Source organism: Streptomyces sp. NPDC000134, assembly GCF_042899225.1.
Lineage (GTDB): Bacteria > Actinomycetota > Actinomycetes > Streptomycetales > Streptomycetaceae > Streptomyces.
This window is the reverse complement of the sequence record NZ_JBIAZN010000012.1, coordinates 246,777-273,262: the sequence shown is the minus strand read 5'-3', so window position 1 is coordinate 273,262 and position 26,486 is coordinate 246,777. Positions and strand designations below refer to the sequence as shown.

General features: G+C 70.3%; 28 protein-coding genes and 1 riboswitch. Of the genes, 15 read left to right on the top strand and 13 right to left on the bottom strand.

Going from position 1 to position 26,486, the window contains the following annotated elements:
* Positions 1-337 precede the first annotated feature (337 nt).
* The 3 genes from ACFY32_RS20340 to ACFY32_RS20330 all read left to right on the top strand — a co-directional run bounded on the left by ACFY32_RS20340 (position 338) and on the right by ACFY32_RS20330 (position 3,823).
* Positions 338-1,450: a LacI family DNA-binding transcriptional regulator gene (locus ACFY32_RS20340; protein WP_359190519.1), complete on the top strand. Its 1,113-nt coding sequence runs from the start codon at positions 338-340 to the stop codon at positions 1,448-1,450.
* Positions 1,451-1,679: 229 nt separating this feature from the next.
* Entirely contained in the window at positions 1,680-2,771 is a 1,092-nt protein-coding gene (locus ACFY32_RS20335; RefSeq protein ID WP_390674890.1) for a metallophosphoesterase, read from the top strand.
* Between the two features lie 182 nt (positions 2,772-2,953).
* Positions 2,954-3,823, top strand: coding sequence for a hypothetical protein (locus ACFY32_RS20330; RefSeq protein WP_390674889.1), 870 nt, complete (start codon positions 2,954-2,956; stop codon positions 3,821-3,823).
* A 60-nt stretch (positions 3,824-3,883) separates the two neighbouring features.
* On the opposite strand, the gene thiC is transcribed toward ACFY32_RS20330, so the two are convergent.
* Positions 3,884-5,656 (bottom strand): phosphomethylpyrimidine synthase ThiC, encoded by a 1,773-nt coding sequence (thiC, locus tag ACFY32_RS20325; protein WP_359190512.1) that lies wholly within the window; start codon positions 5,654-5,656, stop codon positions 3,884-3,886.
* A riboswitch (TPP riboswitch) is annotated at positions 5,649-5,839 on the bottom strand. (Overlaps the previous gene by 8 nt.)
* 71 nt (positions 5,840-5,910) lie before the next feature.
* Between thiC and ACFY32_RS20320 the strand changes: the two genes are divergently transcribed.
* On the top strand, positions 5,911-7,533 hold the full coding sequence (locus ACFY32_RS20320; protein ID WP_390674888.1) for a YibE/F family protein: 1,623 nt from the start codon (positions 5,911-5,913) through the stop codon (positions 7,531-7,533).
* A gap of 194 nt (positions 7,534-7,727) precedes the next feature.
* Here the strand turns inward: ACFY32_RS20320 and ACFY32_RS20315 are convergent, their stop codons facing one another.
* The 4 genes from ACFY32_RS20315 to ACFY32_RS20300 all read right to left on the bottom strand — a co-directional run bounded on the left by ACFY32_RS20315 (position 7,728) and on the right by ACFY32_RS20300 (position 10,119).
* Entirely contained in the window at positions 7,728-8,165 is a 438-nt protein-coding gene (locus ACFY32_RS20315; RefSeq protein WP_359190507.1) for an SsgA family sporulation/cell division regulator, read from the bottom strand.
* 99 nt (positions 8,166-8,264) lie between these two features.
* Positions 8,265-8,978, bottom strand: a complete 714-nt coding sequence (locus ACFY32_RS20310; protein WP_390674887.1) for an IclR family transcriptional regulator — start codon at positions 8,976-8,978, stop codon at positions 8,265-8,267.
* Positions 8,979-9,410: 432 nt separating this feature from the next.
* A complete protein-coding gene (locus tag ACFY32_RS20305; RefSeq protein ID WP_007388908.1) occupies positions 9,411-9,623 on the bottom strand; it encodes a DUF5326 family protein in 213 nt (70 codons plus the stop codon).
* 178 nt (positions 9,624-9,801) lie between these two features.
* Positions 9,802-10,119: a cupin domain-containing protein gene (locus tag ACFY32_RS20300; protein WP_359190500.1), complete on the bottom strand. Its 318-nt coding sequence runs from the start codon at positions 10,117-10,119 to the stop codon at positions 9,802-9,804.
* Positions 10,120-10,178: 59 nt separating this feature from the next.
* Here ACFY32_RS20300 and ACFY32_RS20295 point away from each other — a divergent pair, with 59 nt between their 5' ends.
* The 6 genes from ACFY32_RS20295 (at position 10,179) to ACFY32_RS20270 (ending at position 15,014) form a co-directional block, all read left to right on the top strand.
* A complete protein-coding gene (locus ACFY32_RS20295; protein ID WP_359190497.1) occupies positions 10,179-10,556 on the top strand; it encodes a phage holin family protein in 378 nt (125 codons plus the stop codon).
* A 4-nt stretch (positions 10,557-10,560) separates the two neighbouring features.
* Positions 10,561-11,055: a low molecular weight protein-tyrosine-phosphatase gene (locus ACFY32_RS20290; RefSeq protein WP_390674886.1), complete on the top strand. Its 495-nt coding sequence runs from the start codon at positions 10,561-10,563 to the stop codon at positions 11,053-11,055.
* Positions 11,052-12,275 (top strand): cystathionine gamma-lyase, encoded by a 1,224-nt coding sequence (locus ACFY32_RS20285; protein ID WP_359190491.1) that lies wholly within the window; start codon positions 11,052-11,054, stop codon positions 12,273-12,275. Before ACFY32_RS20290 ends, ACFY32_RS20285 begins: the two co-directional genes overlap by 4 nt.
* Positions 12,276-12,502: 227 nt before the next feature.
* Positions 12,503-13,408: a LysR family transcriptional regulator gene (locus ACFY32_RS20280; RefSeq protein WP_359190488.1), complete on the top strand. Its 906-nt coding sequence runs from the start codon at positions 12,503-12,505 to the stop codon at positions 13,406-13,408.
* A 105-nt stretch (positions 13,409-13,513) separates the two neighbouring features.
* Entirely contained in the window at positions 13,514-13,996 is a 483-nt protein-coding gene (locus ACFY32_RS20275; protein WP_390674885.1) for an NUDIX domain-containing protein, read from the top strand.
* Positions 13,997-14,147: 151 nt separating this feature from the next.
* Positions 14,148-15,014, top strand: coding sequence for a GNAT family N-acetyltransferase (locus ACFY32_RS20270; protein ID WP_390674884.1), 867 nt, complete (start codon positions 14,148-14,150; stop codon positions 15,012-15,014).
* A 45-nt stretch (positions 15,015-15,059) separates the two neighbouring features.
* Here the strand turns inward: ACFY32_RS20270 and ACFY32_RS20265 are convergent, their stop codons facing one another.
* The gene (locus tag ACFY32_RS20265; protein WP_390674883.1) at positions 15,060-15,485 is read right to left on the bottom strand and encodes a heme-binding protein; all 426 of its coding nucleotides are present in this window, start codon (positions 15,483-15,485) and stop codon (positions 15,060-15,062) included.
* 50 nt (positions 15,486-15,535) lie between these two features.
* Positions 15,536-16,747, bottom strand: coding sequence for an MFS transporter (locus tag ACFY32_RS20260; protein WP_359190477.1), 1,212 nt, complete (start codon positions 16,745-16,747; stop codon positions 15,536-15,538).
* 139 nt (positions 16,748-16,886) lie between these two features.
* On the opposite strand from ACFY32_RS20260, the gene ACFY32_RS20255 reads away from it, so the two are divergent.
* Together ACFY32_RS20255 and ACFY32_RS20250 are read left to right on the top strand one after the other, a co-directional pair.
* Entirely contained in the window at positions 16,887-17,351 is a 465-nt protein-coding gene (locus ACFY32_RS20255; RefSeq protein ID WP_390674882.1) for a MarR family winged helix-turn-helix transcriptional regulator, read from the top strand.
* 41 nt (positions 17,352-17,392) lie between these two features.
* The gene (locus ACFY32_RS20250; RefSeq protein WP_359190472.1) at positions 17,393-17,845 is read left to right on the top strand and encodes a GNAT family N-acetyltransferase; all 453 of its coding nucleotides are present in this window, start codon (positions 17,393-17,395) and stop codon (positions 17,843-17,845) included.
* Between the two features lie 78 nt (positions 17,846-17,923).
* Here the strand turns inward: ACFY32_RS20250 and ACFY32_RS20245 are convergent, their stop codons facing one another.
* Together ACFY32_RS20245 and dnaB are read right to left on the bottom strand one after the other, a co-directional pair.
* Positions 17,924-19,309 carry a serine hydrolase domain-containing protein gene (locus ACFY32_RS20245; protein ID WP_390674881.1) on the bottom strand — a complete coding sequence of 462 codons (1,386 nt, stop codon included), beginning with the start codon at positions 19,307-19,309 and terminating at the stop codon, positions 17,924-17,926.
* Between the two features lie 119 nt (positions 19,310-19,428).
* Positions 19,429-20,907, bottom strand: coding sequence for a replicative DNA helicase (gene dnaB, locus ACFY32_RS20240; protein WP_359190466.1), 1,479 nt, complete (start codon positions 20,905-20,907; stop codon positions 19,429-19,431).
* 459 nt (positions 20,908-21,366) lie between these two features.
* Here dnaB and ACFY32_RS20235 point away from each other — a divergent pair, with 459 nt between their 5' ends.
* On the top strand, positions 21,367-22,704 hold the full coding sequence (locus ACFY32_RS20235) for an MATE family efflux transporter (protein WP_390674880.1): 1,338 nt from the start codon (positions 21,367-21,369) through the stop codon (positions 22,702-22,704).
* A gap of 162 nt (positions 22,705-22,866) precedes the next feature.
* On the opposite strand, the gene rplI is transcribed toward ACFY32_RS20235, so the two are convergent.
* From rplI to rpsF, 4 genes are all read right to left on the bottom strand, one after another.
* Complete coding sequence (gene rplI / locus ACFY32_RS20230; protein ID WP_359190460.1) at positions 22,867-23,313, bottom strand: 50S ribosomal protein L9; 447 nt, start codon at positions 23,311-23,313, stop codon at positions 22,867-22,869.
* An 18-nt stretch (positions 23,314-23,331) separates the two neighbouring features.
* The gene (rpsR, locus tag ACFY32_RS20225) at positions 23,332-23,568 is read right to left on the bottom strand and encodes a 30S ribosomal protein S18 (RefSeq protein ID WP_003949403.1); all 237 of its coding nucleotides are present in this window, start codon (positions 23,566-23,568) and stop codon (positions 23,332-23,334) included.
* 45 nt (positions 23,569-23,613) lie between these two features.
* Complete coding sequence (locus tag ACFY32_RS20220) at positions 23,614-24,213, bottom strand: single-stranded DNA-binding protein (RefSeq protein WP_390674879.1); 600 nt, start codon at positions 24,211-24,213, stop codon at positions 23,614-23,616.
* A gap of 76 nt (positions 24,214-24,289) precedes the next feature.
* Entirely contained in the window at positions 24,290-24,580 is a 291-nt protein-coding gene (rpsF, locus tag ACFY32_RS20215) for a 30S ribosomal protein S6 (protein ID WP_030847098.1), read from the bottom strand.
* A 273-nt stretch (positions 24,581-24,853) separates the two neighbouring features.
* Here rpsF and ACFY32_RS20210 point away from each other — a divergent pair, with 273 nt between their 5' ends.
* Positions 24,854-25,171, top strand: coding sequence for a hypothetical protein (locus ACFY32_RS20210; protein ID WP_359190453.1), 318 nt, complete (start codon positions 24,854-24,856; stop codon positions 25,169-25,171).
* Between the two features lie 164 nt (positions 25,172-25,335).
* Positions 25,336-26,457, top strand: a complete 1,122-nt coding sequence (femX, locus tag ACFY32_RS20205) for a peptidoglycan bridge formation glycyltransferase FemX (protein ID WP_359190451.1) — start codon at positions 25,336-25,338, stop codon at positions 26,455-26,457.
* Positions 26,458-26,486 lie beyond the last annotated feature (29 nt).

The following is a 26,486-nucleotide window of genomic DNA, read 5'->3' as shown; positions in this document are numbered from 1 at the left end:
GGCGCGTAGGGGTGCGGACGGGCCCCTGCGTCACACCGGCATCAGGGGCAACAGCGCACGAAGGCGTACGTTTCGGGGGGCGCGCCGTACATATATCTACGCGCCGGTAGCTCACGCCGTGGCGCGCATCGCCCGTAGTGGTGAGTTGAGACCTCTTCGCAACATCAGACCCACGCCAGGCCCACGCACCTCGACACGTAACGTACAGGGGTCAGGCGCGGCAACTGGCTTGGTTTCCAAGGGCGTTGACCACTGGCGACCATGCAGAAACGTGCCTGTCAACGTACGCATATGCGTCCGCCCTACCCCGCCACATGAGCCCTACTATCGGCTCGCCATGACAGCAGCAGGGAAGCACCAGGTGAGCCGCGCGGAAACCTCACGACGAGGCAGCCGGCCGGGTCGGGCGGGCATCAGGGACGTCGCCGCCGCCGCCGGAGTCTCCATCACGACCGTCTCCGACGCCCTCAACGGCAAGGGCCGGCTCCCGGACGCCACCCGACGCCATGTCCGAGAAGTGGCCGACCGGCTGGGCTACCGCCCGTCGGCCGCCGCCCGTACGCTCCGCACCGGCAAGTCGGGCCTCATCGGCCTGACGGTGACGACGTACGGGGATGAACCTTTCACCTTCACCGAGTTCGCGTACTTCGCCGAAATGGCGAGGGCCGCCACCTCGGCCGCGCTGGCACGCGGCTACGCCCTCGTCATCCTGCCCGCGACCTCCCGCCACGACGTGTGGTCCAACGTCGCCCTGGACGGCACGGTCGTCGTCGACCCCTCCGACCAGGACCCGGTCGTCAGCGAGCTGGCCCGGCAGGGCCTCCCGGTCGTCTCCGACGGCCGCCCGGCCGGCACCCTCCCGGTGACGGCCTGGGTCGACAACGACCACGAGGCCGCCGTACTCGGCATCCTCGACCACCTCGCCGACGCCGGCGCCCGCCGTATCGGCCTGCTCACCGGCACCACCACCGACACCTACACCCACCTGTCGACCACCGCGTACCTGCGCTGGTGCGAGCGGGTCGGCCAGACCCCGGTGTACGAGGCATATCCGGCGCACGATCCGTGCGCGGGCGCCGTCGCGGCCGACCGGCTGCTCGCCCGCCCCGACCGGCCCGACGCCGTCTACGGACTGTTCGACCCCAACGGCACCGACCTGCTCGCCGCCGCCCGCCGCTACGGGCTGCGGGTACCGGACGACCTGCTGCTGGTCTGCTGCAGCGAGTCCACCGTGTACGCCACCACCGAGCCGCCCATCAGCACCCTCTCGCTGAAGCCGCGCCGCATCGGCACGGCGGTGGTGCAGCTCCTCATCGACGCCATCGAGGGGGTCGACACGGACCAGCCGGTCGAGCAGGTGATACCGACCGAACTGATCGTGCGGACCTCCTCGCAGCGCCGCCCGCCGCGCACGACGATCAGCCCACCGCGCTCACCCGAGGGGGAGTGACCGCGGGCGGGCGGAGAGGACGGGGCCAGGCGGTCGGAAGGTGGCCGTGAGGTGTCCGCGGGGTGGTCGAAGCCCGGTCCAATCGGGGCGAAAGCCACGGCGAACCGGAGTCCTGCTCTGATTCACCACCCCTGGGTCATCACACAGCGCGATCCGCATTCCTATGATGGGCCCACGACACCGCGGGCCGCTGCGACCAGGCAGTCCGAAGCGGTGCAGATGCGGCGCGATGGTGGAGGGGTCGATGACTCAGGGGGCCGGTCAGGGACCCGAGGTGGAGCGGACGGCGACGCTGCGCGACTTCCGGGTGCCCGCGTACGTCCACGAGACCGGTCCGTACGCCGACAGCACACACCCCGGCGACGTCGTCCCCCCGCACGAGGAGGCCGTACCGGAGGGGTACACCCCCACCGAACGCGATCTGCCCGTCATCCATCGGGGTGACGCGCTCCAGCCCGGCGTCGAGCCCGCCGCGGCCCCGGCCGCGCAGCCCGCCACCGGACCCGGCCCGCTGTACGTCGTCGGCGACGTGCACGGCTACCTCGACGAGCTGATGGCCGCGCTGCGGGAGCAGGGCCTGATCGACGCCGACGGCCAGTGGTGCGCCGGGACCACCCGGCTGTGGTTCCTCGGCGACTTCACCGACCGCGGTCCGGACGGCATCGGCGTCATCGATCTGGTGATGCGGCTGTCCGCCGAGGCCGCGGCCGCCGGCGGCTACTGCAAGGCCCTCATGGGCAACCACGAACTGCTGCTGCTCGGCGCCAAGCGGTTCGGCGACACCCCCGTCAACTCGGGCGCGGGCACCGCCACCTTCCAGGCCGCCTGGCTGCTGAACGGCGGCCAGAAGACCGACATGGACCGCCTCCAGGACCACCACCTCCAGTGGATGGCCCGCCTGGACGCGGTGGAGGAGGTCGACGGCCACCTCCTGGTGCACTCCGACACCACCGCCTACCTCGACTACGGCCGGTCCATCGAAGAGGTCAACGACACCATCCACGACACGCTCACCCGCAACGACGCGGACGAGGTGTGGGACCTGTTCCGCAAGTTCACCAAGCGCTTCTCCTTCCGCGACGAGGGCGGTGCCGCCGCCGTGCGCTCGCTGCTGGACACGTACGGCGGCACCCGCGTCGTGCACGGCCACAGCCCCATCCCGTATCTCCTGGGCGAGGTCGGCTCCGAGGACGGCGAGGACGAGTCCGGTCCGGTGGTCGACGGACCTCATGTCTACGCGGACGGCCTCGCCATCGCGATGGACGGCGGGGTGACCATGGCCGGAAAGCTGCTGGTCCAGCAACTGCCGCTGCCCGACTGAGCGTTCGCCGGACCGGGTCTTCGCCGTCGGCGCATATGCGGATCGGCACCCAATTTCTGGAAACCCCCTGTCACCGTACGCCGTCACCGCTCTACCATCGGCTTATCCGTAGCAGGCTCCCCTCCGTTTCTGCCCGACGGCTCGTTGGCATGCGAGCCCCAAGCCCTACGGAGCATCGGGGGATGCACATGAACAGCGTTCCGCAGCACCTGTCGAACGAGGACCGCCAGGAGTACGCGCGGGTCCTCGACGAGGCGCTGCGCTCCGCACCACACCGCCCGGAACTGGCCGCTGTCGGACAGCGCCTCAACCCCGAACAACTGCGCACCATGGCGCTCAACGCCACCGCCCTGATCACGGCCGCCGCGGCGGCCGAGTACCAGCACTACGTGAGGGTCCGCGAGGAACTGCGCCAGCCGGCGCGGTCCGCTCCGTCCTCGTCCGCGGCGGAATCCGGCTCCGCCGAGCCGGGTCCGAACACCACGGGGCTCGCCGCCACCATGGGCGAGATCACCGAGGCCGCCGGCGCGGGCGCCGTCGCGATCATCGCCGTCCTGGCGCCGGTCCTGGCCGGTACGGCCGCGGCGATCTTCCTGCTCGTCGGGTACGTCCTGCGGATGCTCGACCCCGAGCAGACGTTCGCGCGGACGCTGCTCACCACCGGATGGGTGTTCGGCGCGGTGACCGCTGTCGCGATCCTCGTCGCCGGCGTCGGACTGCTGTCCACCGCCCTGCGCAACCGCCCATCCGCTGAGGCCGCGTCGTACGGCGCACTCGACGGGGAGGTGAAACGCGCCCGGGACGCCTGGCGGGAGGCGCTGCTGGAACGCGGCATCCTGCCGTTCCTCCAGGACGCGCTCGCGGACCCCGACGCGGCGGGCGCACTGCGCGGTACGCCGCCGCCCGCGCCGTCCGGCCGGATGCCGCGGTTGGGCTACGGCCGCCCGGGGTTCACCAGTCCCGACGACGGTCCCGCCGGTCCGCGCCCCAGTTACTCGAGTCCGGACTACACCAGCCCGGAGTTCGGGGGCCCGGAGCACCGCCCGGAGTGACCGCCCCGCCAGGGGCCCGGGAGGGGACAGGCCGCACGGTCCGTCCCCTCCCTTCGCGTGTCAGTCGGCGATCGGCAGATAGACCCGGTTGCCGGCCGCCGCGAACTCCTCGGACTTCTGGGCCATGCCCTCCTCGATCTCGGTCCGACTGCCGCCGTGTTCGCGGCGGATGTCCTGGGAGATCTTCATCGAGCAGAACTTCGGCCCGCACATCGAGCAGAAGTGGGCCGTCTTGGCGGGCTCGGCGGGCAGGGTCTCGTCGTGGAACTCCCGTGCCGTGTCCGGGTCGAGGGCGAGGTTGAACTGGTCCTCCCACCGGAATTCGAACCGGGCGTCGGACAGCGCGTCGTCCCACTCCTGTGCACCTGGGTGACCCTTGGCGAGGTCGGCGGCATGGGCGGCGATCTTGTAGGTGATGACGCCGGTCTTGACGTCGTCACGGTTGGGCAGGCCCAGATGCTCTTTGGGGGTGACGTAACAGAGCATGGCAGTGCCCCACCAGGCGATCATCGCGGCACCGATGCCGGAGGTGATGTGGTCGTACGCCGGCGCGACGTCCGTGGTCAGCGGGCCGAGCGTATAGAACGGAGCTTCATCACAGATCTCCTGCTGAAGGTCGATGTTCTCCTTGATCTTGTGCATCGGGACATGACCCGGGCCTTCGATCATCGTCTGTACATGGAAACGCTTCGCGATCCGGTTGAGTTCCCCGAGCGTGCGCAACTCCGCGAACTGCGCCTCGTCGTTGGCGTCCGCGATCGAGCCGGGCCGCAGGCCGTCGCCGAGCGAGTACGTGACGTCGTAGGCGGCGAGGATCTCGCAGAGTTCCTCGAAGTTCTCGTACAGGAACGACTCCTTGTGGTGTGCCAGGCACCACGCCGCCATGATGGAGCCGCCGCGCGAGACGATGCCGGTCTTGCGGTTCGCGGTCAGCGGCACGTAGGCCAGGCGCACGCCGGCGTGGACCGTCATGTAGTCCACGCCCTGTTCGGCCTGTTCGATGACCGTGTCCTTGTAGATCTCCCAGGTCAGCTCCTCGGCCCTGCCGTCGACCTTCTCCAGGGCCTGGTAGAGCGGGACCGTGCCGATGGGCACGGGGGAGTTGCGCAGCACCCACTCGCGGGTGGTGTGGATGTTGCGCCCGGTGGACAGGTCCATGACCGTGTCGGCGCCCCAGCGGGTCGCCCAGGTCATCTTCTCGACCTCCTCCTCGATGGAGGAGGTCACCGCGGAGTTGCCGATGTTGGCGTTGACCTTCACCAGGAACCGCTTGCCGATGATCATCGGCTCGATCTCCGGGTGGTTGACGTTGGCCGGCAGGACCGCCCGGCCGGCCGCGATCTCCTCGCGCACCACCTCCGGTGACACGTTCTCCCGGATGGCCACGTACTCCATCTCGGGCGTGATCTCGCCCCGCCGCGCGTACGCGAGCTGGGTCACCGCCTGGCCGTCCCGGCCCCGGCGCGGCTGGCGCGGGCGGCCGGGGAAGACCGCGTCGAGGTTGCGCAGTCCGCCGCGCGGTGAGGTGTGCTTGATGCCGTCGTCCTCGGGGCGGACGGGGCGGCCCGCGTACTCCTCGGTGTCGCCGCGGGCGACGATCCAGTTCTCCCGCAGCGGCGGCAGTCCCCTGCGGACGTCGGTGTCGACGAGCGGATCGGTGTACGGGCCGGAGGTGTCGTACAGCGTGACCGACTGCCCGTTGGTGAGGTGCACCTGACGGACCGGCACGCGCAGATCGGGGCGCGAGCCCTCGACGTACGCCTTGTGCCAGCCGATGGACTTCCCGGCCTCGTTCTGCGTGGAGGCAGGCGTGCTTGCGTCCTTGATGGTCATGAGACCTACTCCCTACGCCGGCATTACCCGGTAACAGGTTCGGCGGTCGACGCAGCGGTTATCCGTCTGCCGACGTTCCGTGGGATACATCACTCGACTTCGGTGATGTTTCCCGTGAAACATCGCTGGTACGGAGGTCAGCGCCCTCTCAGCCCGGTGCTCCGAGCTCCCGCGTGTACAAAGGTGGCTCCACGCTAGCGTCAATTCGGGCGCGGTGAACAGAGGGCCCCTGCCGTTCTTGCGATGATCGGGCGGTGACCACGACGCATCCCTCCTTCCCCCCGCCCGAACCGGGCCGCGACCCGGACACCGGCTACGGCTCCGGCCACGGCGGGCACGAGCAGGGCCACGGACACGGCCACCGTCATGGACCGGGCCCGGAAGGCGGCGGGTACGGATACGGGTACGGCGGCGGGGATCGCGGGCCCGGGGGCGGCGGGTACGGGACCGGTGACGGCCACGGCCCCGGGGCGGGTGACGGCCCCGGGGCGGGAGACGGCCATGGGCACCGCGGTGGGGGGCACGGGACGGGTGGTGGCCACGGGTCCGGTGGCGGACACGGAACCGGTGGCGGACACGGGCATTCGCACGGTCATGGCCCCGCGGCCCCCGTCTCGGCGCGTCTGCGCAAGGTCATCGCGGCGATCCTCGTCCCGTTCGCCGCGGCCGTCGTTGTGGGGCTCGCGGTGCTGTGGCCGGGCGGTGCCCCGCCGCACGAACGCACCGGCGTCGGTTTCGACCGGCAGACCCAGCAGGCGACGGTCACCGAGGTCGTGAAGGTGAGCTGCGCGGCCGCCAACGCCTCCGGTGTCCCCCCGACCGGCGACACCTCCACCGCCGAGGGCTCGTCCGCCCAGCAGCAGGCGGACGGGACCTGCAAGAAGGCGACCATCCGGGTCGACACCGGCGAGGACAAGGGCCGCACGTTCACGGAAATCGTGCAGCCGGACCAGTCCCGGCAGTTGTCGCAGGGCCAGGAGGTCGTCGTGGCCTACGAGCCCTCGGCGCCGAAGGACCTCCAGTACTCGGTCGCCGACGTCGACCGCCGGTTCCCGATGGCCCTGCTCGCCGGCATCTTCGCGCTCGCCGTCGTGGTCGTCGGGCGGTTGCGCGGTGTCATGGCGCTGGTGTCGCTGGCGATCAGCTTCCTGGTGCTGAACTTCTTCATCCTGCCCGCGATCCTCCAGGGCTCGAACCCGCTGCTCGTGGCGGTGATCGGGTCGAGCGCCATCATGCTGATCGCCCTGTACCTGTGCCACGGGCTGTCCGCCCGTACGTCCGTGGCCGTGCTGGGCACCCTGGTCTCGCTGCTGCTGATCGGCGTGCTGGGGTCGCTGTTCATCGGCTGGGCCGCGCTGACCGGCAACACGGACGACAACACCGGCCTGATCCACGGCCTGTACCCGACGATCGACATGAGCGGTCTGCTGCTGGCGGGCGTCATCATCGGTTCGCTCGGTGTCCTCGACGACGTGACGGTCACCCAGACGTCGGCGGTGTGGGAACTGCACCAGGCCAATCCGACGCTGGGCCGGCGCGGGCTGTACCGCGCCGGCATCCGCATCGGCCGCGACCACATCGCGTCCGTCGTCAACACGCTCGTTCTGGCGTACGCGGGTGCCGCGCTGCCGCTGCTGCTGCTGTTCTCGATCGCCCAGAGCAGTGTGGGTACGGTCGCCAACAGCGAGCTGGTGGCGGAGGAGATCGTGCGGACGCTGGTCGGCTCGATCGGCCTGGTGGCGTCCGTGCCGGTGACGACCGCCCTCGCGGCGCTCGTCGTCTCGGCCGACCGCTCCGGTCCCGGGGCCGCGCCCGCGGGTGCGGTCACCGGTCCGGTGCCGTCGCGCGGTCCCCGGGGGCGTCGCCGCAAGCACTGACGCCGCGGCCTGCGGACAGCACGCGCGGTGCCGTGCCTGCAAGGCCGGTACGGCACCGGCAAGGCCGGTACGGGGCCTCGTAGAAGCGCTGTCAGGACCAGGAGACGGCCCCATGCCCCCTGGTGAATCGTTCCGGCAGACCCCGCAGTACCCGGCGAAGCGTTACGCCACCGCCGCAGGACTGCCGGAACGCTTCAGCCCGCGCTCTGTTCCTCGGCCAGGATGCGGTCCAGCGCCTCGTCGAGGTGGGCGTCGAAGTCGGCGAGCGCCCCCTCCTGGCCCAGCGGCACCAGCTTGTCGGTGCGGTCGAGGAAGGCCACGAGCGGAGCGGCCGAGGACCGGAACAGGGCCTGGTCGGCTCCCACCTGGAGGCGGATCAGCACCTCGGCCAGCGGCTCGGGCTCCACGGGCGCGATGCGCACGTCGCCGTCACCGCACGGCCGGCCCACGCCGTCGATCAGCAACTCCCGGCCGAAGGCCCAGGTCACCGGCGCGTCACCGGGCAGATGGAAGGTCAACCGCACGGCATAGGGATCACAGGTCTCGTACCGCAGCTCCACCGGGATGCGGAAGGAGAGCTCCTCAGAGACGAGAAAGCTCATCATGACCTCTGCCTGTACGGACTCGCGCATCGCCTACCCCGTCATTCGCCGTCGACTGGCCGGGAATCAAACCTCTAACACTCATGGCATCTTGCTGAACGTACACACCAGATCACAAGGAGTGAGTTTTCAGATACTGATAGAGATTCCCAGTGACCCCAGCAGCCGCGCCACTTCGCCTTGGAGCCGGTGTGCCGCGGGCAGCAATCGGTCCGCATGCTGGACAGGCAGAGAGATGGCCACCGTCGCCGCCATGCTGCCGACGGTGATCGGGATCGCCGCGCACACCGTGCCCAGGGTGTACTGCTGATGCTCGGTCACCGGTTCGGACAGGGAAATCTGTTCGAGCCGTTTCAGCAGGCTCTGGCCGTCCCGCACGGTGTACGGGGTGACGGGCTGCGCCGGATGGCGGGCGAGGTGGTCCCGGCGGGCCTCCTCGTCGAGCTGCGCCAGCAGACACTGCCCGATGGCGTGCGCGTGCCCCGTCTCCCGGAAGTCGGCCCACTCCTCCACCGCGGGGTTGCCGGGTGTGTCGGAGACACACACGACGTCGATCTCCCCCTCGCGGTAGACCGCGTAGTACACCGGTGCGCCGACCACATCGCGCCAGCGGGCGAGCACGTCGACGACCATGCCGCGACGTTTCTGCTGTGCCCCGCTGCTGCTGAGCCGCTCGGTCGCCTCGCCGAGGAAGAACAGGCCGTTCTCACGGCGGAGATAGCCCTCGTGGACCAGCGTCCGCAGCAGGTGGTAGGCCGTGGGCAGAGCCAGTCCGGTCTCACGGGCCAACTGCTTGGCGGGGGCGCCGGACCCGTGTCCGGCGACGCACTCCAGAAGGCGCATGGCCCGTTGCACGGAACCGATGAGCGTCCCGGGGGGTACCCCTGTGACGGACGCCTCCGCGTCGGAGGCCCCCGCGCCGGAGGTCTCCGATTCGGAGGTCTTCGCGTCCGGGGTCCCGGCGGACGGGCCGGCGGAGGACCGGCCCGGGTCAGGGGCGTCCGCGGCGGGGGGTCTGGAGCGGGGCTGCACGGGGAGTGCGCGCAGATGGGCGGATGAGGCGGTGTCAGCCGTGGCCATGGGTCACTCCCGAAGCGCGAGGGGGCAGCCCGTGCGGGGAACACGGGTGGCGGTACGCCGCTCGCGGGGGATCGTCCCCGCGTCGGGTTCCGGACTCTAACCGTCTGTCACCGCACGCATACGGCCGGTCCGGGAAACTTCCCTCGCGCGAGGGAACCGCTGGTTCCCGTCACCCCCACCGGTGTCCCACGGCTCTCACCAGTCGCTGCGGGACGAGGAACTGGACATGAACTTCCGTACGACGTAGATCAGTCCGCCCACCAGTGCCACGAAGACCAGCAGCTTGAACAGCAGTCCGATCACGAAGCCGACGACGCTGGCGATCAGGCCGCCGAACACGACCAGGGCGATGACCGGCACCGCGATCCACTTAACCCACCACGGCAGTCCCGTGAAGATCTCTCGCATCGCCCTCGTCCTCATCTCTCCGCCCGGCACCCCGGGCCCGTACGACTGCCGGGTCCCTCGGTGTCCGGGAATTCTCTGACGTCCTGCCTCGATGCTAGGGCCGCGACGGGACCGCGCGGGGGTCCCGCAGCCCTTGTCTCCCCCTGACCGGTCCCCTAGGGAACCCGGGGGTGGCGGGTCAGCTCTCGGGCGGAGAGAACACCACCAGGACCCGCAGGTCCTCGCTGATGTGATGGAACTTGTGGGCGACACCGGCCGGCACGTACACCACGCTGCCCCGTGCCACCTGGGTCGTCTCCATGCCGACGGTGATCGCGGCGCGGCCGCTGACCACGAAGTACACCTCGTCCTGCTCGTGCGGCTTCTGCGGGTCGGCGGTGCCCGCGTCGAGCGCGTACAGGCCGACCGACATGTTCCGCTCCCGCAGGAACTGCAGGTAGGCACCGTCGTTGGCGGCGCGCTCCGCCTCCAGTTCGTCCAGTTGGAATGCCTTCATCGCGTGGTCCGCCCCTGTCTCACCGTTCGTTTCCGTGCGTGTCTGCCACGATCAGACACATGATGAATTTCCTAGTCAAGACGATCGCCAACGCGGGGGCGCTGGCCGTCGCCGTGTGGCTGCTCGACAAGATCACCCTGACCGGGGGCAGCACCGGCCGGAAGACCGGGACGCTGATTCTCGTCGCCCTGGTGTTCGGTCTGGTCAACCTGCTGGTCAAGCCGATCGTGCGGGTGCTGACCTTTCCGCTGTTCGTCCTGACCCTGGGCCTGTTCACCCTGGTGGTCAACGCGCTGATGCTGCTGCTCACCTCGTGGCTGGCCGACAAGCTCGACCTCAGCTTCCACGTGGAGGGCTTTTGGACCGCCGTCCTCGGCGGCCTGATCGTGTCGATCGTCTCCTGGGCCCTGAACATGGTCCTCCCCGACAAGGACTGACCCGATGACCTACCGCGTCTGTTTCGTCTGCACCGGCAACATCTGCCGCTCCCCGATGGCCGAGGCCGTCTTCCACGAGCGCGTGGCGGACGCCGGGCTCGACGGCCTGGTGGCGGTCGACAGCGCCGGGACGGGCGGCTGGCACGAGGGCGAGGGCGCCGACCCGCGCACCCTGGCCGTCCTGGAGGAGAACGGCTACGCCCTGGACCACACGGCCAGGCAGTTCCATGCCTCCTGGTTCTCCCGCCTGGACCTCGTCGTCGCCCTCGACTCCGGTCACCTCGGGGCGCTGCGCCGCCTGGCGCCCACGGAACAGGACGCGGCCAAGGTGCGCCTGTTGCGGTCCTACGACCCCGCCGCCGACCCCGACGACCTCGACGTACCGGACCCGTACTACGGGGGCATGGACGGCTTCGAGGAGTGCCTTGAGATGGTGGAGGCGGCGAGCGACGGTCTGCTCGCCGCCGTACGCGAGCAAGTGGAAGGACGAGCGGCATGAGTGATTCCGCGACCACAGGGCGGGACTCCGGGGACGGCGGGCGGAGCCCCGCGGCCGGAGCGGGGACGGCGCTTCCCCTGGCGGCGGCGCTGCCGCAGGGGGCGGGGGACGGCACGCGGGCCGTGCGCGCGGGGCTGCCGGAGCCGGTCAAGCACGAGCCGACGCTGCCCGGCCCCGTCTTCGCCGCCCACTTCCATCTGCCGGGCGACCCCACCGGCCCGTACACCTACGGCCGTGACGAGAATCCGACCTGGACGCTGCTGGAGAGCGCCATCGGCGGGCTGGAGGCACCGGGGCGGGACGACGTGGAGACGCTCGTGTTCGCCTCGGGCATGGCGGCGATCTCGTCGGTGCTCTTCTCCCAGGTGCGCGCCGGGGACGCGGTCGTCCTGCCGAACGACGGCTACCAGGCGCTGCCCCTGGCGCGGGCGCAGCTCGAGGCGTACGGCGTCGAGGTGCGCACCGCGCCCACCGGCGGCGACGCCCAGCTCGACCTGCTGGACGGGGCGAAGCTGCTGTGGATCGAGTCCCCGTCGAACCCGGGGCTCGACGTGTGCGACATCCGGCGGCTGGTCGAGGCGGCACACGCGCGTGGCGCCCTGGTCGCCGTCGACAACACCCTCGCCACGCCGCTCGGGCAGCGTCCGCTGGAGCTGGGCGCCGACTTCTCCGTGGCCAGCGGCACCAAGCAGCTCACCGGGCACGGTGACATCCTCCTGGGGTACGTCGTCGGCCGCGGCGGCGAGGCGATGACCGCGGTACGGCGCTGGCGCAAGATCGTCGGTGCCATCCCCGGCCCGATGGAGGCGTGGCTCGCCCACCGCTCGATCGCCACCCTCCAGATGCGGGTCGACCGGCAGGACGCCACCGCGCTGAAGGTCGCCGAGGCCCTGCGGGAACGGCCCGAGGTGACCGGGCTGCGCTATCCGGGGCTGCCCGACGACCCGTCGTACAAGATCGCCGCGCAGCAGATGCGGCGCTTCGGGTGCGTGGTCTCCTTCACGCTGCCGACGCGCGTGCGTGCGGACCGCTTCCTCGACGAACTGCGGCTCGTGGACGACGCGACGAGCTTCGGCGGCGTACGGTCCACGGCCGAGCGGCGCGGGCGCTGGGGCGGGGACGACGTGCCGGAGGGCTTCATCCGTCTGTCGGTCGGTGCCGAGGACCCCGACGACCTGGTGGCCGATCTCCTGCGAGCGCTGGACGCGTCCGCCGACTGACCGCCCGGCACGTGCGCCCGCCGCGGCCGGACCGGGGTGACGGGCGGTCCGAGCCTCCCCCCTCGTGGCTCGAACCGCCCTCGGTTCCGCGCGCCAAGAACCGCTTGGACAAGGCTAGTTGACTCTGTGTCAGTGTCCAATCACAGTAGCGGCAGCGACTCATCGCCATTTTTATGACTGGTCGGTGCCGGGGGCTGGAGAAGGGGCCGAAGAGGGGAAGGGTTCTCGTGGATCTGGCCTTACTGCGCACCTTCGTGACCGTGCACCGGGCCGGTTCCTTCACCCGCGCCGCCGCCCTGCTCGGCCTTTCGCAGCCGGCCGTCACCTCGCAGATCCGCACCCTGGAACGGCAGCTCGGCCGGCCCCTGTTCCTGCGCCAGGCCCGAGGCGTCACCCCGACGACCATCGGCGACGAACTGGCGCACAAGGCCGCGCCCCATCTCGACGCCCTGGTGGAGATAGCGGAGTCCGGGCTCGACGTGACGTCCCCCTTACGGACGCTGCATCTGGCCGGGCCCCCCGAGTTCATCGCCGAACGGGCGCTGCCCGCGCTCAGCGGGCTGACCGGCGAGGGCGGACAGGGCCTGGCCCTGCGCGCCTCCTTCGGCAACGCCGACGAGACGCTGGAGGGGCTGGCCGCCGGGCTGCACGACCTGGTCATCAGCACGGCCCGGCCACGCGGCGCGCTGCTCACGGCGACGCCCCTCTGCGACGAGGAACTCGTCCTGGTCGCCGCGCCGCGCTGGGCCAAGCAGATCGGCGGGGGGACGCGGGGCGACGGCGACCTGTCCGTCCTGGAACACGTGCCCGTGATCGAGGTGCACGAGTCGCTGCCGTTCGTGGCCCGGTACTGGTCTTCCGTCTTCGAGGGCTGCCCGGCCGCCCCCGGGACGGTCATCGTCCCCGACCTCCGCGCGGTCCTCACCTGCGCGATCGCGGGTGCCGGACTGGCGGTTCTGCCCCGCTATCTGGGTGCGGACGCGCTGGAGCGCGGTGATCTGGTCGCCCTGTACGACCCGGCGGTACCCCCGCTGCGGACGTACTTCCTCGCGGTGCGCACCGGCACGCTGGCGATGCCGCACATAGCGCGCGCCCACGAGTGGCTGTTACGGGCGGCAGCCGACTGGAACTGAGCGGTGCTCCCCCGGTACGACAGAGTCCGCCGGGCGGCGGTCGCCGGGTCTTGTAGGGGCGTTCCGGGATGTTTCACGTGGAACCAGCCGGGCCACATTTCTCCCATGACCGTCCGACCCGTGGTCAAGCGCACCGCACGTGCCGTTCTCCTGGACGGCGACGACCTGATTCTGATCAAGCGCACCAAGCCCGGTGTGGACCCGTACTGGGTCACTCCCGGCGGTGGCGTCGAGCCGGAGGACACGACCGTCGTCCACGCACTGCACCGCGAGGTGCACGAGGAATTGGGAGCCAAGATCACCGACGTGGTCCCCTGCTTCGTCGACACCGTCGAGCACATCGGTGAGGACGCCGCCACGACCGGAGTGAAGGTGCAGCACTTCTTCGTCTGCCACCTGGAATCCATGGACCCGGCCCTGCGGCACGGCCCCGAGGTCGACGAACCGGCCGGCGAGTACGAGATCGTCCGGATTCCGTTCACCCGGGTCGGCATCGCCTCCGTTCATCTCGTACCGCTGTCGCTGCGGCACTATCTGGACGGCAACATCGAAGGGGTGCGTGCCCTGCACGCGCATGATCTGGGTTGACCCGCGCACCGGCAGCGTTTTCCCGGCGATGTTTCACGTGAAACGCGCGGTGTCCACGCGCCGCACAGCCGGCCACGACTTGGCCAAAAGCTCCCACGTCTCAGGGGAAACAGGTGGACGGCAAGGGTCCGCGTCGGTCAGCCTGACCTCCGTGCCGACTCCTTCCCTCACCACTCTCCCGATCCGCCGTCTGACGCTTCGCGACCTCGCCGCCTGCGCCGACCTGTCCGAGGACCGGAGGTGGCCACGCGAGGAGCACAAGTGGAGCCTCCTGCTCACGGCCGGAAGGGGGTACGGCATCGACGACCCCGACGGGGGTCTGGTCGGTGCCTGCGCCGTCACCGAGTACGGGCCGCACGAGCGCCCGGCCCTCGCGGCCATCGGCATGGTGCTGGTCGCCGAACGCCACGGCCGCAAGGGAGTCGGGCGTCGGCTGATGCGGCATGTGCTCTCCACGATGGGCACCACGCCGCTGACCCTGTACGCCACCCCGAACGGCCGCCCGCTCTACGAGGAGCTGGGCTTCAAGGCCATTGGGCGGGCCGAGATGGTGCGGGGGCACTTCACTCCGGACGGGTCCGGGACCCGGGTCGCCACCCGCGCGGCCACCGCCGAGGACCTCACCACGATCCTCCGTCTCGACGAGGAGGTCTTCGGTACGGACCGCACCCACATCATCACGCGGCTGCCGGCCTTCGCCGACCAACTGCGCGTCGCCGAGGAGAACGGCCGGCTCATCGGGTACGCGGGTGCCTGGCCCAACATGGACACGCACGTCGTGGGCCCGTTGATCGCCCGCGACACGGAGACGGCGAAGGCGCTGATCGCCTCGCTCGCCGCCCACACGGACCGCCCGCTGCGCACCGACCTCGACGTACGGCACGAGGAGCTGCTGGCCTGGGCGAAGGAGCGCGGGCTGGCGTCCGTCGCCTTCAACACGGTCATGACGTACGGCGTCACCGAGCTGCCCGGGGACTGGAGCCGGAGGTTCGCTCCCCTGACGGTGGCGGCGGGCTGAACTGGCCCGCCGCCGTACCAGGGCTCCGGCGTCTGTGTGCCGTCGTCAGACGAGGGCCTCGACGGCGGCCGTGGCGAAGGAGTGGTCCTGCTCCGGGGCACCGCCGCCCACACCGATCGCGCCGATCAGCCGTCCGTCGCGGTGGACGGGCACGCCGCCCGCGATGAACAGCAGCGGCCGGTCCAGCGCGGTGGGCAGGGTGTGGAAGAGTCCGCCGGGCTGGACCGCGTCGACGAGATCGGCGGTGGGGGCGTTCAACTGGAGTGCCGTGTATGCCTTGCGGGTGCTGGTCTCCCCGGAGATCAGCACGGCCCGGTCGTCCCGCCAGAAGGCGAGCAGATGACCGCCGGCGTCGAGGACGGTGACGCTGACGGTGACCCCGGCGGCCTCCGCCGCGCGGCGGGCGGCCTCGACCAGTGCCTCGGCGTCCTGGGTGGTCAGCGGGGCGAGGGCGGTGGTGGGGGTGGACATCTGGGGTTTCTCCTTGCCGAGTCTGGTGGGTCTGGTGGATCTGGGTGGGGTCAGTGGTGGGCGGCGGCCCGCTGCTCGACGGTCGGCACCGCGCCCGCGACGACGGTGCTCGGAGCCTCGGTCCGCCGCTCCAGGACGGCCGACAGGAAGGCGAGGACCAGAGCCCCGGCGGCCAGGGCGGCGCCCACCCAGTTCGGGGCGGTGTAGCCGAGGCCGGCGGCGATGACGAGGCCGCCCAGCCAGGCGGACAGCGCGTTGCCGAGGTTGAAGGCGCCGATGTTCACGGCGGAGGCCAGCGTCGGGGCGCCGTGCGCCTGGTCGAGGACGCGCTTCTGCAACGGCGGGACGGTGGCGAAGCCGAAGGCGCCGATCAGCACGATGCTCACGGCCGCCGCGAACTTGTTGTGGGCGGTGACGGTGAAGAGGGCGAGCACGATCGCCAGGGCGCCCAGGGAGACGTACAGCATGGGCATCAGGGCGCGGTCGGCGAACCGGCCGCCGACGAGGTTGCCGCCGACCATGCCGAGGCCGAAGAGGACCAGCAGCCAGGTGACCGAGCCGTCGGCGAAGCCCGTGACGTGGGTCATCATCGGGGCGATGTAGGTGATGGCCGCGAAGACACCGCCGAAGCCGAGGACGGTCATCGCCATCGCGAGCAGGACCTGGACGTTCTTGAAGGCGGCCAGTTCGTGCCGCAGCCGGACGCCCTCCGGCTTGGGCATGTCGGGTACGAGCTTGGCGATGCCGGCCAGGCCGATGACGCCCAGCGCGGCGACGATGGCGAAGGTGACGCGCCAGCCGACGGACTGGCCGACGAGGGTGCCCAGCGGTACGCCCACGACGTTGGCGACGGTCAGGCCGGTGAACATCATGGCGATGGCGCCGGCCTTCTTGTCGGGGGCGACCAGGTCGGCCGCGACGACCGAGCCGATGCCGAAGAAGGCACCGTGGGCCAGCGAGGCGACCACGCGGCCGATCAGCATCACGGAGAAGGCGGGGGCGAAGGCGGAGACCAGGTTGCCGGCGATGAACAGGCCCATCAGCAGCATCAGCATCCGCTTGCGGGGGATCTTGGTGCCGAGCACGGTCATCAGCGGCGCGCCGAACATGACACCGAGCGCGTAGCCGGTCACCAGATACCCGGCGGTCGGGATGGAGACCCCGTAGTCACTCGCGACCTCGGGCAGCAGGCCCATGATCACGAACTCGGTCGTTCCGATCCCGAAGGCCCCGATCGCGAGGGCCAGAAGCGCGAGAGGCATGGGGGACACCTTCCCAGACGATTGCAGGAGCGCTTTGCGTGCGTTCACAATAGTTGCACACGCGGGCTATAGGCAACCGCCGTATATCGCGCTTCTGGTCTACCCTGGTGTCAGCCGCTCCGGGACGGAGGAAACGCCAATGACAGCGACGGACCCCGCACTCACCGCTCTGGCCCAGGGCTGGTGCGCCCTCTCTTTGCTGCACGGGAGGATCGAGGCGCACATCGAGCGCGCCCTGCAGGCCGGTCACGACCTCAGCGCGCGCGAGTACTCGCTGCTCGACGTGCTCAGCAGGCAGCACGATGGTGATGGCGGTCATCTGCAGATGAAGCAGGTCGCCGACGCGGTCGTGCTCAGCCAGAGCGCCACCACCCGCCTGGTGACCCGCCTGGAGGACCGCGGTCTGCTGGAGCGCTATCTCTGCCCCACCGACCGCCGCGGCATCTACACCAACGTCACGGAAGCCGGTCTGAGGCTGCTGGAAGAGGCGCGGCCCACCAACGACGCCGCCCTGCGGGAGGCCCTCGACGAAGCGGCCGAGAACCCCGATCTGGCGCCGCTGGTCCAGGTCGTCGAGACGCTGAAGGCGCCGGTGCCCGCGTAAAGGCCCTTGTCGGAGCGGTGCCGACGCATAGGGTGCGGATCATGGGAGATCTTGAGATACGGCCCGCCGCCGAGGACGACATACCGGCGATCGTCGCCATGCTCGCCGACGACCCGCTGGGCGCTCAGCGGGAGTCACCGGAGGACCTGAGTCCTTACCGGGCCGCGTTCGAGCGGCTCGCCGCCGACCCGAACCAGCGTCTGGTCGTGGCCGTCCGCGAGGGACGGGTCGTGGGCACCCTCCAACTGACGTTCGTCCCGGGGCTGTCCCGGCGCGGCGCCACCCGGTCGATCATCGAGGCCGTCCGCATTCACGCCGGGGAGCGCGGTGGCGGCCTGGGCACCCAGCTCATCGAGTGGGCGGTCGACGCGTCCCGCCGCCAGGGATGCAGCCTGGTGCAGCTCACCTCCGACGTCAGCCGCACCGACGCCCACCGCTTCTACGAGCGGCTCGGCTTCTCGGCCACGCACGTGGGCTTCAAGCTCCAGCTCTGACCGGCCGCGCGCCGCCCTTCGTGCCCTGTTTCACGTGAAACAGGGCACTTCCTGCTGCTCCTGCTCGGTACCGGGCGCCTAACCGATCCCCCGCCATCCCTCGGGGTCCACCCCGCCCGGAACGGGAGCGTCTTCGTCGTACGGCTGCCGGGTGAAGACGAAGGACCCGAGGTCCAGGTGGCTCACGGTCCCGTCCGGACGTCGTACGGCACGCAGCAGTTCCCCGGCGTAGTAACCGTCCAGCCCCGTCCAGGTGCCGTCGCCGTTGGCCCGGAACCGTGAGCGCCGGCCACCGCCCGCGAGCGGGCCCAGGGAGACTCCGCCGTCGGCGATGAGCCGCAGCGCGAAGGCATGTGTCCCCCAGTACCACTGTCCGGCCAGTTCCAGCACGGACCCGTCGACCCGCGGCAGCGGACGCCAGGGCTCGGGAAAGCGGGGCTCGGCCTCGGCGACGATACGGATCAGATCGGCCCCCACCGATCCCACCAGCGGGCCGGAGGTGCAGTTGGTCAGGACCACCGCGGCCACGTCGTCCTCGACGGCGATGGTGAGGCTGGCCAGGAAGCCCGGCAGCGACCCGGAGTGCCCCAAGAGCAACCGCCCGCCCCGGCTCTGGATCTGCAGACCCAGCCCGTACGTCACACCGTCCACGACATCCGCGGGCTCGGCCGGTGCCGCGGGCACCCGCATCTCCCGTACGCTCTCCGCGCTCAGCACCCGGTCGTCCCCGTGGGCCAGGAAGGCGGCGAACCGCGCCAGGTCCCCGGACGTGGACCAGAGCTGACCGGCCGGTGCCATCCGTCCGAGATCCTCGGTGGGCTCGGCCAGCATCACATCGGCCCATGGATGCACCGCCCAGCCGCCCGCGTGCGGCGACCGCGGCCGCCCACTCGTGCGGTCCAGTCCGAGAGGCTCCAGCACCTCCTGCCGCAGCACTTCCTCCCACGGTGCCCCGCGCAGCTTCTCGACCAGCGCGCCGAGCAGGGTGTAGCCAGGGTTGGAGTAGTGGTGCCGCCGGCCCACCGGGTGCAGGAGGGGCCGCTCACCCAGTACATCGGCGAGTTCCGGTCGCAGCGAGCCGGGCGTCCGCTCCCACCAGGGCGCGGGCGACTCCGCCGCCAGTCCGCCGGTGTGCGCGAGCAGCTCGGCGATGGTGGCCTCCCCGGCCCCGGTGCCCGGAAGGTGCTTCTCCAGCGGGTCCCCGAGGCCGAGTACGCCTTCGTCGCGCAGCCGCAGGACCAGAACGGCGGTGAAGGTCTTGGTGATCGAGCCGATCCGGTACTGCACCCGCTCGTCGGGGCTCTCCCCCTCCACCGAGGTCCGCGAGCCGTGCCAGACGGCCCGTCCCCCGCGTACCACCGCGGCGACCATCGACGGCGCGCGCCCTTCGGCCTGGGCCACGGCGATCCGGTGCGCCAGCGCCCGCCTGGTACTGGGGAGCAGCTCTTCCTGAAATGTCGTCATGGCCCCAGTCCACCCGCCGGATCACCGCGCGTCGAGCGCATTTCCGCGCGACCGGACCGCCTACCGTCCAGCCGGCCGGCCAGGTGTGCGGCACCCGGAGTCCCATGCCGTTCCGCGCATCAGGTCTGGGCCATGTCCACGAAGCGCGAGTAGTGGCCCTGGAAGGCCACCGTGATCGTCGCCGTCGGGCCGTTTCGGTGCTTGGCCACGATCAGGTCGGCCTCGCCCGCGCGGGGTGACTCCTTCTCGTAGGCGTCCTCGCGGTGCAGCAGGATGACCATGTCGGCGTCCTGCTCGATCGAACCGGACTCACGCAGGTCGGAGACCATCGGCTTCTTGTCCGTGCGCTGTTCGGGGCCACGGTTGAGCTGGGAGAGCGCGATGACGGGGATCTCCAGCTCCTTGGCCAGCAGCTTGAGGTTCCGGGACATGTCCGAGACCTCCTGCTGGCGGCTCTCGGCGCGCTTGGAGCCGCCGGACTGCATGAGCTGGAGGTAGTCGATGACGACCAGCTTGAGGTCGTTGCGCTGCTTGAGGCGGCGGCACTTGGCGCGGATCTCCATCATCGACAGGTTCGGGGAGTCGTCGATGTAGAGGGGGGCGGCCGAGACGTCCGGCATCCGGCGGGCCAGCCGGGTCCAGTCGTCGTCCGTCATCGTGCCGGACCGCATGTGGTGCAGGGCGACACGGGCCTCGGCGGAGAGGAGGCGCATCGCGATCTCATTGCGCCCCATCTCCAGGGAGAAGATGACGCTCGGCAGGTTGTGCTTGATCGACGCCGCCCGCGCGAAGTCCAGCGCGAGCGTCGACTTGCCCATCGCGGGGCGGGCGGCGATGACGATCATCTGACCCGGGTGCAGACCGTTGGTCAGCGAGTCGAAGTCCGTGAAGCCGGTGGGCACGCCGGTCATCTCGCCGCTGCGCGAGCCGATCGCCTCGATCTCGTCGAGGGCGCCCTCCATGATGTCGCCCAGCGGCAGGTAGTCCTCGCTGGTCCGCTGCTCGGTGACCGCGTAGATCTCGGCCTGGGCACGGTTGACGATCTCGTCCACGTCGTCGTCGGCCGCGTAACCCATCTGGGTGATCCGCGTCCCCGCCTCGACCAGGCGCCGCAGGACGGCCCGCTCATGGACGATCTCCGCGTAGTACGCGGCGTTGGCCGCCGTCGGCACGGTCTGGACGAGGGTGTGCAGATACGACGCCCCGCCGACCTTGTTGATCTCGCCGCGCTTGGTCAGCTCGGCGGCGATCGTGATGGGGTCGGCAGGCTCACCCTTGGCGTAGACGTCGAGGATCGCCTGGTAGATCGTCTCGTGGGCCGGCTTGTAGAAGTCGTGGCCCTTGAGCAGCTCCACCACGTCGGCGATGGCGTCCTTGGAGAGCAGCATGCCGCCGAGGACCGACTGCTCGGCGTCGAGGTCCTGCGGCGGGACACGCTCGAACGACGAGCCCCCACCGTCCCACGCGCCGCCCTCCCGGCCGCGCTCGTGCTGCTCCTCGCGGCCCCCCGCTCCGTCGCCGCGCCGGCGGGAGGCAGGCAGACGATCACTGGGCCCGCTGTCGGCCCACGGCTCGTCCAAGGGCTCGGAAATGCTCACCGAGCCACCTCCTCCCGTCCGCCGTGCGGACCTCGCCGTGCCCCTCATTTCTACGGCACGGCACTGACAAATAAGAGGCCCAACTCCGGTTCTGGCGCGTCGGTTTTATGGCGGTTCGCGAACCGACGTACGGAGCGGGCGCCGGACCACCGTAGGCCCGTGCGGGGCGTCAGCCAATCTGGTTATCCACAGGCCATGTGGACGACCGCCCAGATGCTGTGGAGAACTCCGCGAAACCTGTGCACGACCCGGTGGACAGCCCTGTGAACAAGCCCTCGACCCTTCCAACAGAACCCTTCTGACCAGCCCTTTTTCCATCCACCGGCTGTGCAGAAGAAAAACTTTCCCAGGAGAATCAAGATCGCTGCGGACGGCACGCGCGAGGACGCGCGACGAGACGGCAAGTAAGGGTCACAAAAGCTTTGCATCACTTACCTGTGGAAGATTAGATTGGTGCCCATGACACAGGCCCCCGTGCGCTCGCGGACCGACCGGCGTCGGCACGACCGAGAGATCATCGCTCTGGCCGTCCCGGCCTTCGGCGCGCTCGTCGCCGAGCCCCTTTTCGTGATGGCCGACAGCGCGATCGTCGGCCATCTCGGCACGGCGCAGCTTGCCGGACTCGGCGTGGCCTCGGCCCTTCTGACGACCGCCGTCAGCGTCTTCGTCTTCCTCGCCTACGCCACCACGGCCGCCGTCTCCCGACGCGTCGGCGCCGACGACCTCCCGGCCGCCATCCGCCAGGGCATGGACGGCATCTGGCTGGCCCTGCTGCTCGGCGCCGCCGTCATCGCCGCCGTCCTGCCCACGGCCCCGTCCCTCGTGGAACTCTTCGGCGCCTCGGACACCGCGGCCCCCTACGCCACCACCTATCTGCGCATCTCCTCGCTCGGCATCCCCGCCATGCTGATCGTGCTCGCCGCGACCGGCGTCCTACGGGGCTTGCAGGACACCAGGACTCCGCTCTACGTGGCCATCGGGGGTTTCCTCGCGAACGCCGTCCTCAACGTCGCCCTCGTCTACGGCGCCGGCCTCGGCATCGCGGGCTCGGCCTGGGGCACCGTGATCGCTCAGGCCGGCATGGCCGCCGTCTATCTGACGGTCGTCGTCCGCGGTGCCCGCGAGCACGGCGCCTCCCTGCGCCCGGACGCCGCCGGCATCCGCGCCTCCGCCCAGGCCGGCGTACCGCTGCTGGTGCGTACGCTCTCGCTCCGGGCCATTCTGATGATCGCCACGGCGGTCGCCGCGCGCCTCGGTGACGCCGACATCGCGGCCCACCAGATCATCCTGTCCCTGTGGAGCCTGCTCGCCTTCGCCCTCGATGCCATCGCCATCGCAGGACAGGCCATCATCGGCCGCTATCTGGGAGCCGGTGACGCCCAGGGCGCCCGGAACGTCTGCCGACGGATGGTGGATTGGGGCGTGGGGGTCGGGGTCGTCCTCGGTGTGCTGGTCGTGATCACCCGGCCCGCGTTCCTGCCCCTGTTCACCGGCGACCCCGCGGTCAAGGACACGGCCCTGCCCGCGCTGGTGATCGTGGCACTCTCCCAGCCGATCTGCGGAGTGGTCTTCGTCCTGGACGGCGTCCTGATGGGCGCGGGCGACGGCCCGTATCTGGCCTGGGCCATGCTGATCACTCTCGCGGTCTTCACCCCGGCCGCGCTGCTGGTTCCGGAGTTCGGCGGTGGGCTCACGGCTCTCTGGGCGGCGATGACGCTGATGATGGCCGTGCGACTGGTGACGCTGTGGGTACGGACGCGCTCCGGCCGCTGGGTCGTCACCGGCGCGACTCGCTGACCGTTTCACGTGAAACACCGGAACCCCGGAGCGCCCTCGAACCGCTCCTCGCCTCCTCGCGAGTCCCGACGAGAAGGGTCCGCACCCCGCCGCGCACGAGAATGGGGCCGCACCCGGAAGGGATGCGGCCCCATCAACGCGCTACCGCGGTGATCCCGGCACTCAGGCCGCGACGACCTCGATGCTGACCTTGGCGTCGACCTCGGGGTGCAGACGCACGGACGTCGCGTGGGCGCCCAGCGTCTTGATCGGCGAGGCGACCTCGATGCGGCGCTTGTCGACGTCGGGGCCACCGGCAGCCTTGATCGCCGAAGCGATGTCGGCCTGGGTGACGGAGCCGAAGAGACGACCGGCGTCGCCGGCGCGGACGGCCAGGCGGACCTTGACGCCCTCGAGCTGGGCCTTCACCTGATTGGCCTGCTCGATGGTCTGGATCTCGTGGATCTTGCGAGCACGACGGATCTGCTCGACGTCCTTCTCGCCGCCCTTGGTCCAGCGGATCGCGAACTTCCGCGGGATCAGGTAGTTACGGGCGTAACCGTCCTTGACGTCGACGACGTCGCCCGCGGCACCGAGGCCGGAGACCTCGTGGGTGAGGATGATCTTCATGTTTCGGTCACCCTTCCCTTATCGCGCGGTGGAGGTGTAGGGCAGCAGCGCCATCTCACGGCTGTTCTTCACGGCCGTGGCGACGTCACGCTGGTGCTGCGTGCAGTTGCCGGTCACGCGGCGGGCACGGATCTTGCCGCGGTCGGAAATGAACTTCCGCAGCATGTTCGTGTCCTTGTAGTCCACGTACGTGACCTTGTCCTTGCAGAACGCGCAGACCTTCTTCTTAGGCTTGCGCACAGGCGGCTTCGCCATGGTGTTTCTCCTGTGTGATCAAGAAGTTGGGGTACGGGCCCGGCCCTAGAAGGGGGGCTCGTCCGAGTAGCCGCCGCCACCGCCGCCGCCGGAGTTTCCACCCCAGCCGCCGCCACCGCCGCCCTGCTGGCCACCGGCGGGAGCGCTGGTCGCCCACGGGTCGTCGGCGGGAGCGCCGCCGCCGGGCTGACCGCCGCCGGGGCCGCCGCCCCAGCCGCCGCCACCCTGGCCGCCGCCCTGTCCGCCACCGCCGTAGCCGCCCTGGCCTCCGCGGCCCTGGCCCGAGGTCTTGGTGACCTTGGCCGTGGCGCTGCGCAGGCTGGCGCCGACCTCGTCGACGTCCAGCTCGTAGACCGTGCGCTTGACGCCCTCACGGTCCTCGTAGGACCGCTGCTTCAGCCGGCCCTGCACGATGACGCGCATGCCTCGCTGGAGCGACTCGGCGACGTTCTCCGCCGCCTGGCGCCAGACCGAGCAGGTCAGGAACAGGCTCTCGCCGTCCTTCCACTCGTTGGTCTGACGGTCGAAGGTGCGGGGAGTGGACGCGACACGGAACTTCGCGACGGCCGCACCGGACGGGGTGAAGCGCAGCTCGGGGTCATCGACAAGATTGCCGACGACCGTGATGACGGTCTCGCCTGCCATGGGGGAACCTCTCGGCGGGTTTGCTGCTGGCTGCTTGTGCTGCTACTCGGAATCCCGGACCGACTGAGTGCGGGACTCAGTGGGTCTCGGGACGGAGGACCTTGGTCCGGAGGACCGACTCGTTCAGGTTCATCTGGCGGTCGAGCTCCTTGACGACCGCAGGCTCGGCCTGCAGGTCGATGACCGAGTAGATGCCCTCGGGCTTCTTCTTGATCTCGTACGCGAGACGACGACGGCCCCAGGTGTCGACCTTCTCGACCTTTCCGCCACCGTCACGGACGACGGAAAGGAAGTTCTCGATCAGCGGAGAGACAGCGCGCTCCTCGACCTCGGGGTCGAGGATGACCATCACCTCGTAGTGACGCATGTGGAACCCACCTCCTTTGGACTCAGCGGCCACGGTCGTTCCGTGGCAGGAGGGTTGTGATGCGTACGCCTCGGTGTCCGTCAGGGGTACAGCGGCCACTGGCGATCGGGGACCGTCAGGGCTCTCCAGGCTGTGCCGGGCAGACACCGGTGCAGACGGTACACAGTACCCGCACACCGGCTTCCGGTTGAAATCCGGCCGCAAAGGCGGTCAGTCTGGACACATCGGGTGTGTATGGCGCTACGATGCGCCGCGTTTCGCAGGAGGTGCCCCATGGCACAGGCATTGCGACCCACCAACGGCGCCGGCGGCCTCTTCGCCACGGACGGCAAGTCCCATCCGCTCCAGGACGGCCTCATGGCGCTGACCCTGGTGCTGGGCGTCCTGTCGTTCATCACGGCGTGGTTCCACCATCTGCACCTGCTCAGCTCCTGGGCCGGCCTGCTGGGGCTGCTGGTCGGCGCCTACGGCCAGTGGGTCTCCGAGACGACCCGTGAGCGCTTCGGTCTCATCCTGGGACTCGGGGCCTCGGGCGTCGGCTTCCTCCTGGGCATGGCGCACGGCGGCCTCTTCGGCGGGGTCATCGACTGACGCCCGGCACCACGCCGCGGACACCGTACGACGCTCCGGCCGGCCCCCGGCCGGAGCAAAGGTGCCCTACGCCCAGACGGGGCGCCCCACGGGCGCAGTAGGCTTCGCGCGAGAGCCGGAGCCCCTGTACCCATGGGGACACACCAGCCCGAGGAGCGCCCCGAATGAGTCTGACCCTGAGGACCATCAGTCGAGAGCAGCATCTGGCGTATATCCAGAGTCTGCCGTCGGCGAGTCACATGCAGGTCCCGGCATGGGCGGACGTCAAGGCGGAGTGGCGCTCCGAGAACCTCGGCTGGTTCGACGAGCGGACCGGTGAACTGGTCGGCGCCGGCCTGGTCCTCTACCGGCAGCTCCCCAAGATCAAGCGCTACCTCGCCTATCTCCCCGAGGGCCCGGTCATCAACTGGTTCGCGCCGAACCTCCAGGACTGGATCGAGCCGATGCTGGCGCACCTCAAGCGGCAGGGCGCCTTCTCGGTCAAGATGGGCCCGCCGGTGATCATCCGGCGCTGGGAGGCCGCGTCGATCAAGAAGGGCATCCAGGACCCGGACGTCAAGCGGCTGCGCGACCTGGAGGCCGACTTCATCGAGCCGCGCGCCTTCGAGGTGGCCGACAAGCTGCGCCGTATGGGCTGGCAGCAGGGCGAGGACGGCGGCGCCGGCTTCGGCGACGTGCAGCCCCGGTACGTCTTCCAGGTGCCGCTGGCCAACCGGTCCCTGGAAGAGGTCCACAAGAACTTCAACCAGCTCTGGCGCCGGAACATCAAGAAGGCCGAGAAGGCCGGTGTCGAGGTGGTCCAGGGCGGCTACCACGACCTGGAGGAGTGGCAGCGGCTGTACGAGATCACGGCCGTGCGGGACCACTTCCGGCCCCGCCCGCTCTCGTACTTCCAGCGCATGTGGTCGGCCCTCAACAGCGAGGACCCCAACCGCATGCGGCTGTACTTCGCCCGCCACAACGGGGTCAACCTGTCGGCGGCGACCATGCTGATCGTCGGCGGCCACGTCTGGTACTCCTACGGCGCCTCCGACAACATCGGCCGCGAGGTCCGGCCCTCGAACGCGATGCAGTGGACGATGCTGCGCGACGCCTACGCGCTCGGCGCCACCGTCTACGACCTGCGGGGCATCTCCGACTCGCTGGACGAGAGCGACCACCTCTTCGGTCTGATCCAGTTCAAGGTGGGCACGGGCGGGCAGGCCGCCGAGTACCTCGGCGAGTGGGACTTCCCGCTGAACAAGCTGCTCCACAAGGCGCTCGACATGTATATGTCGCGCCGCTGACCACACGCCGGCCGGATCATCCCCGGCTT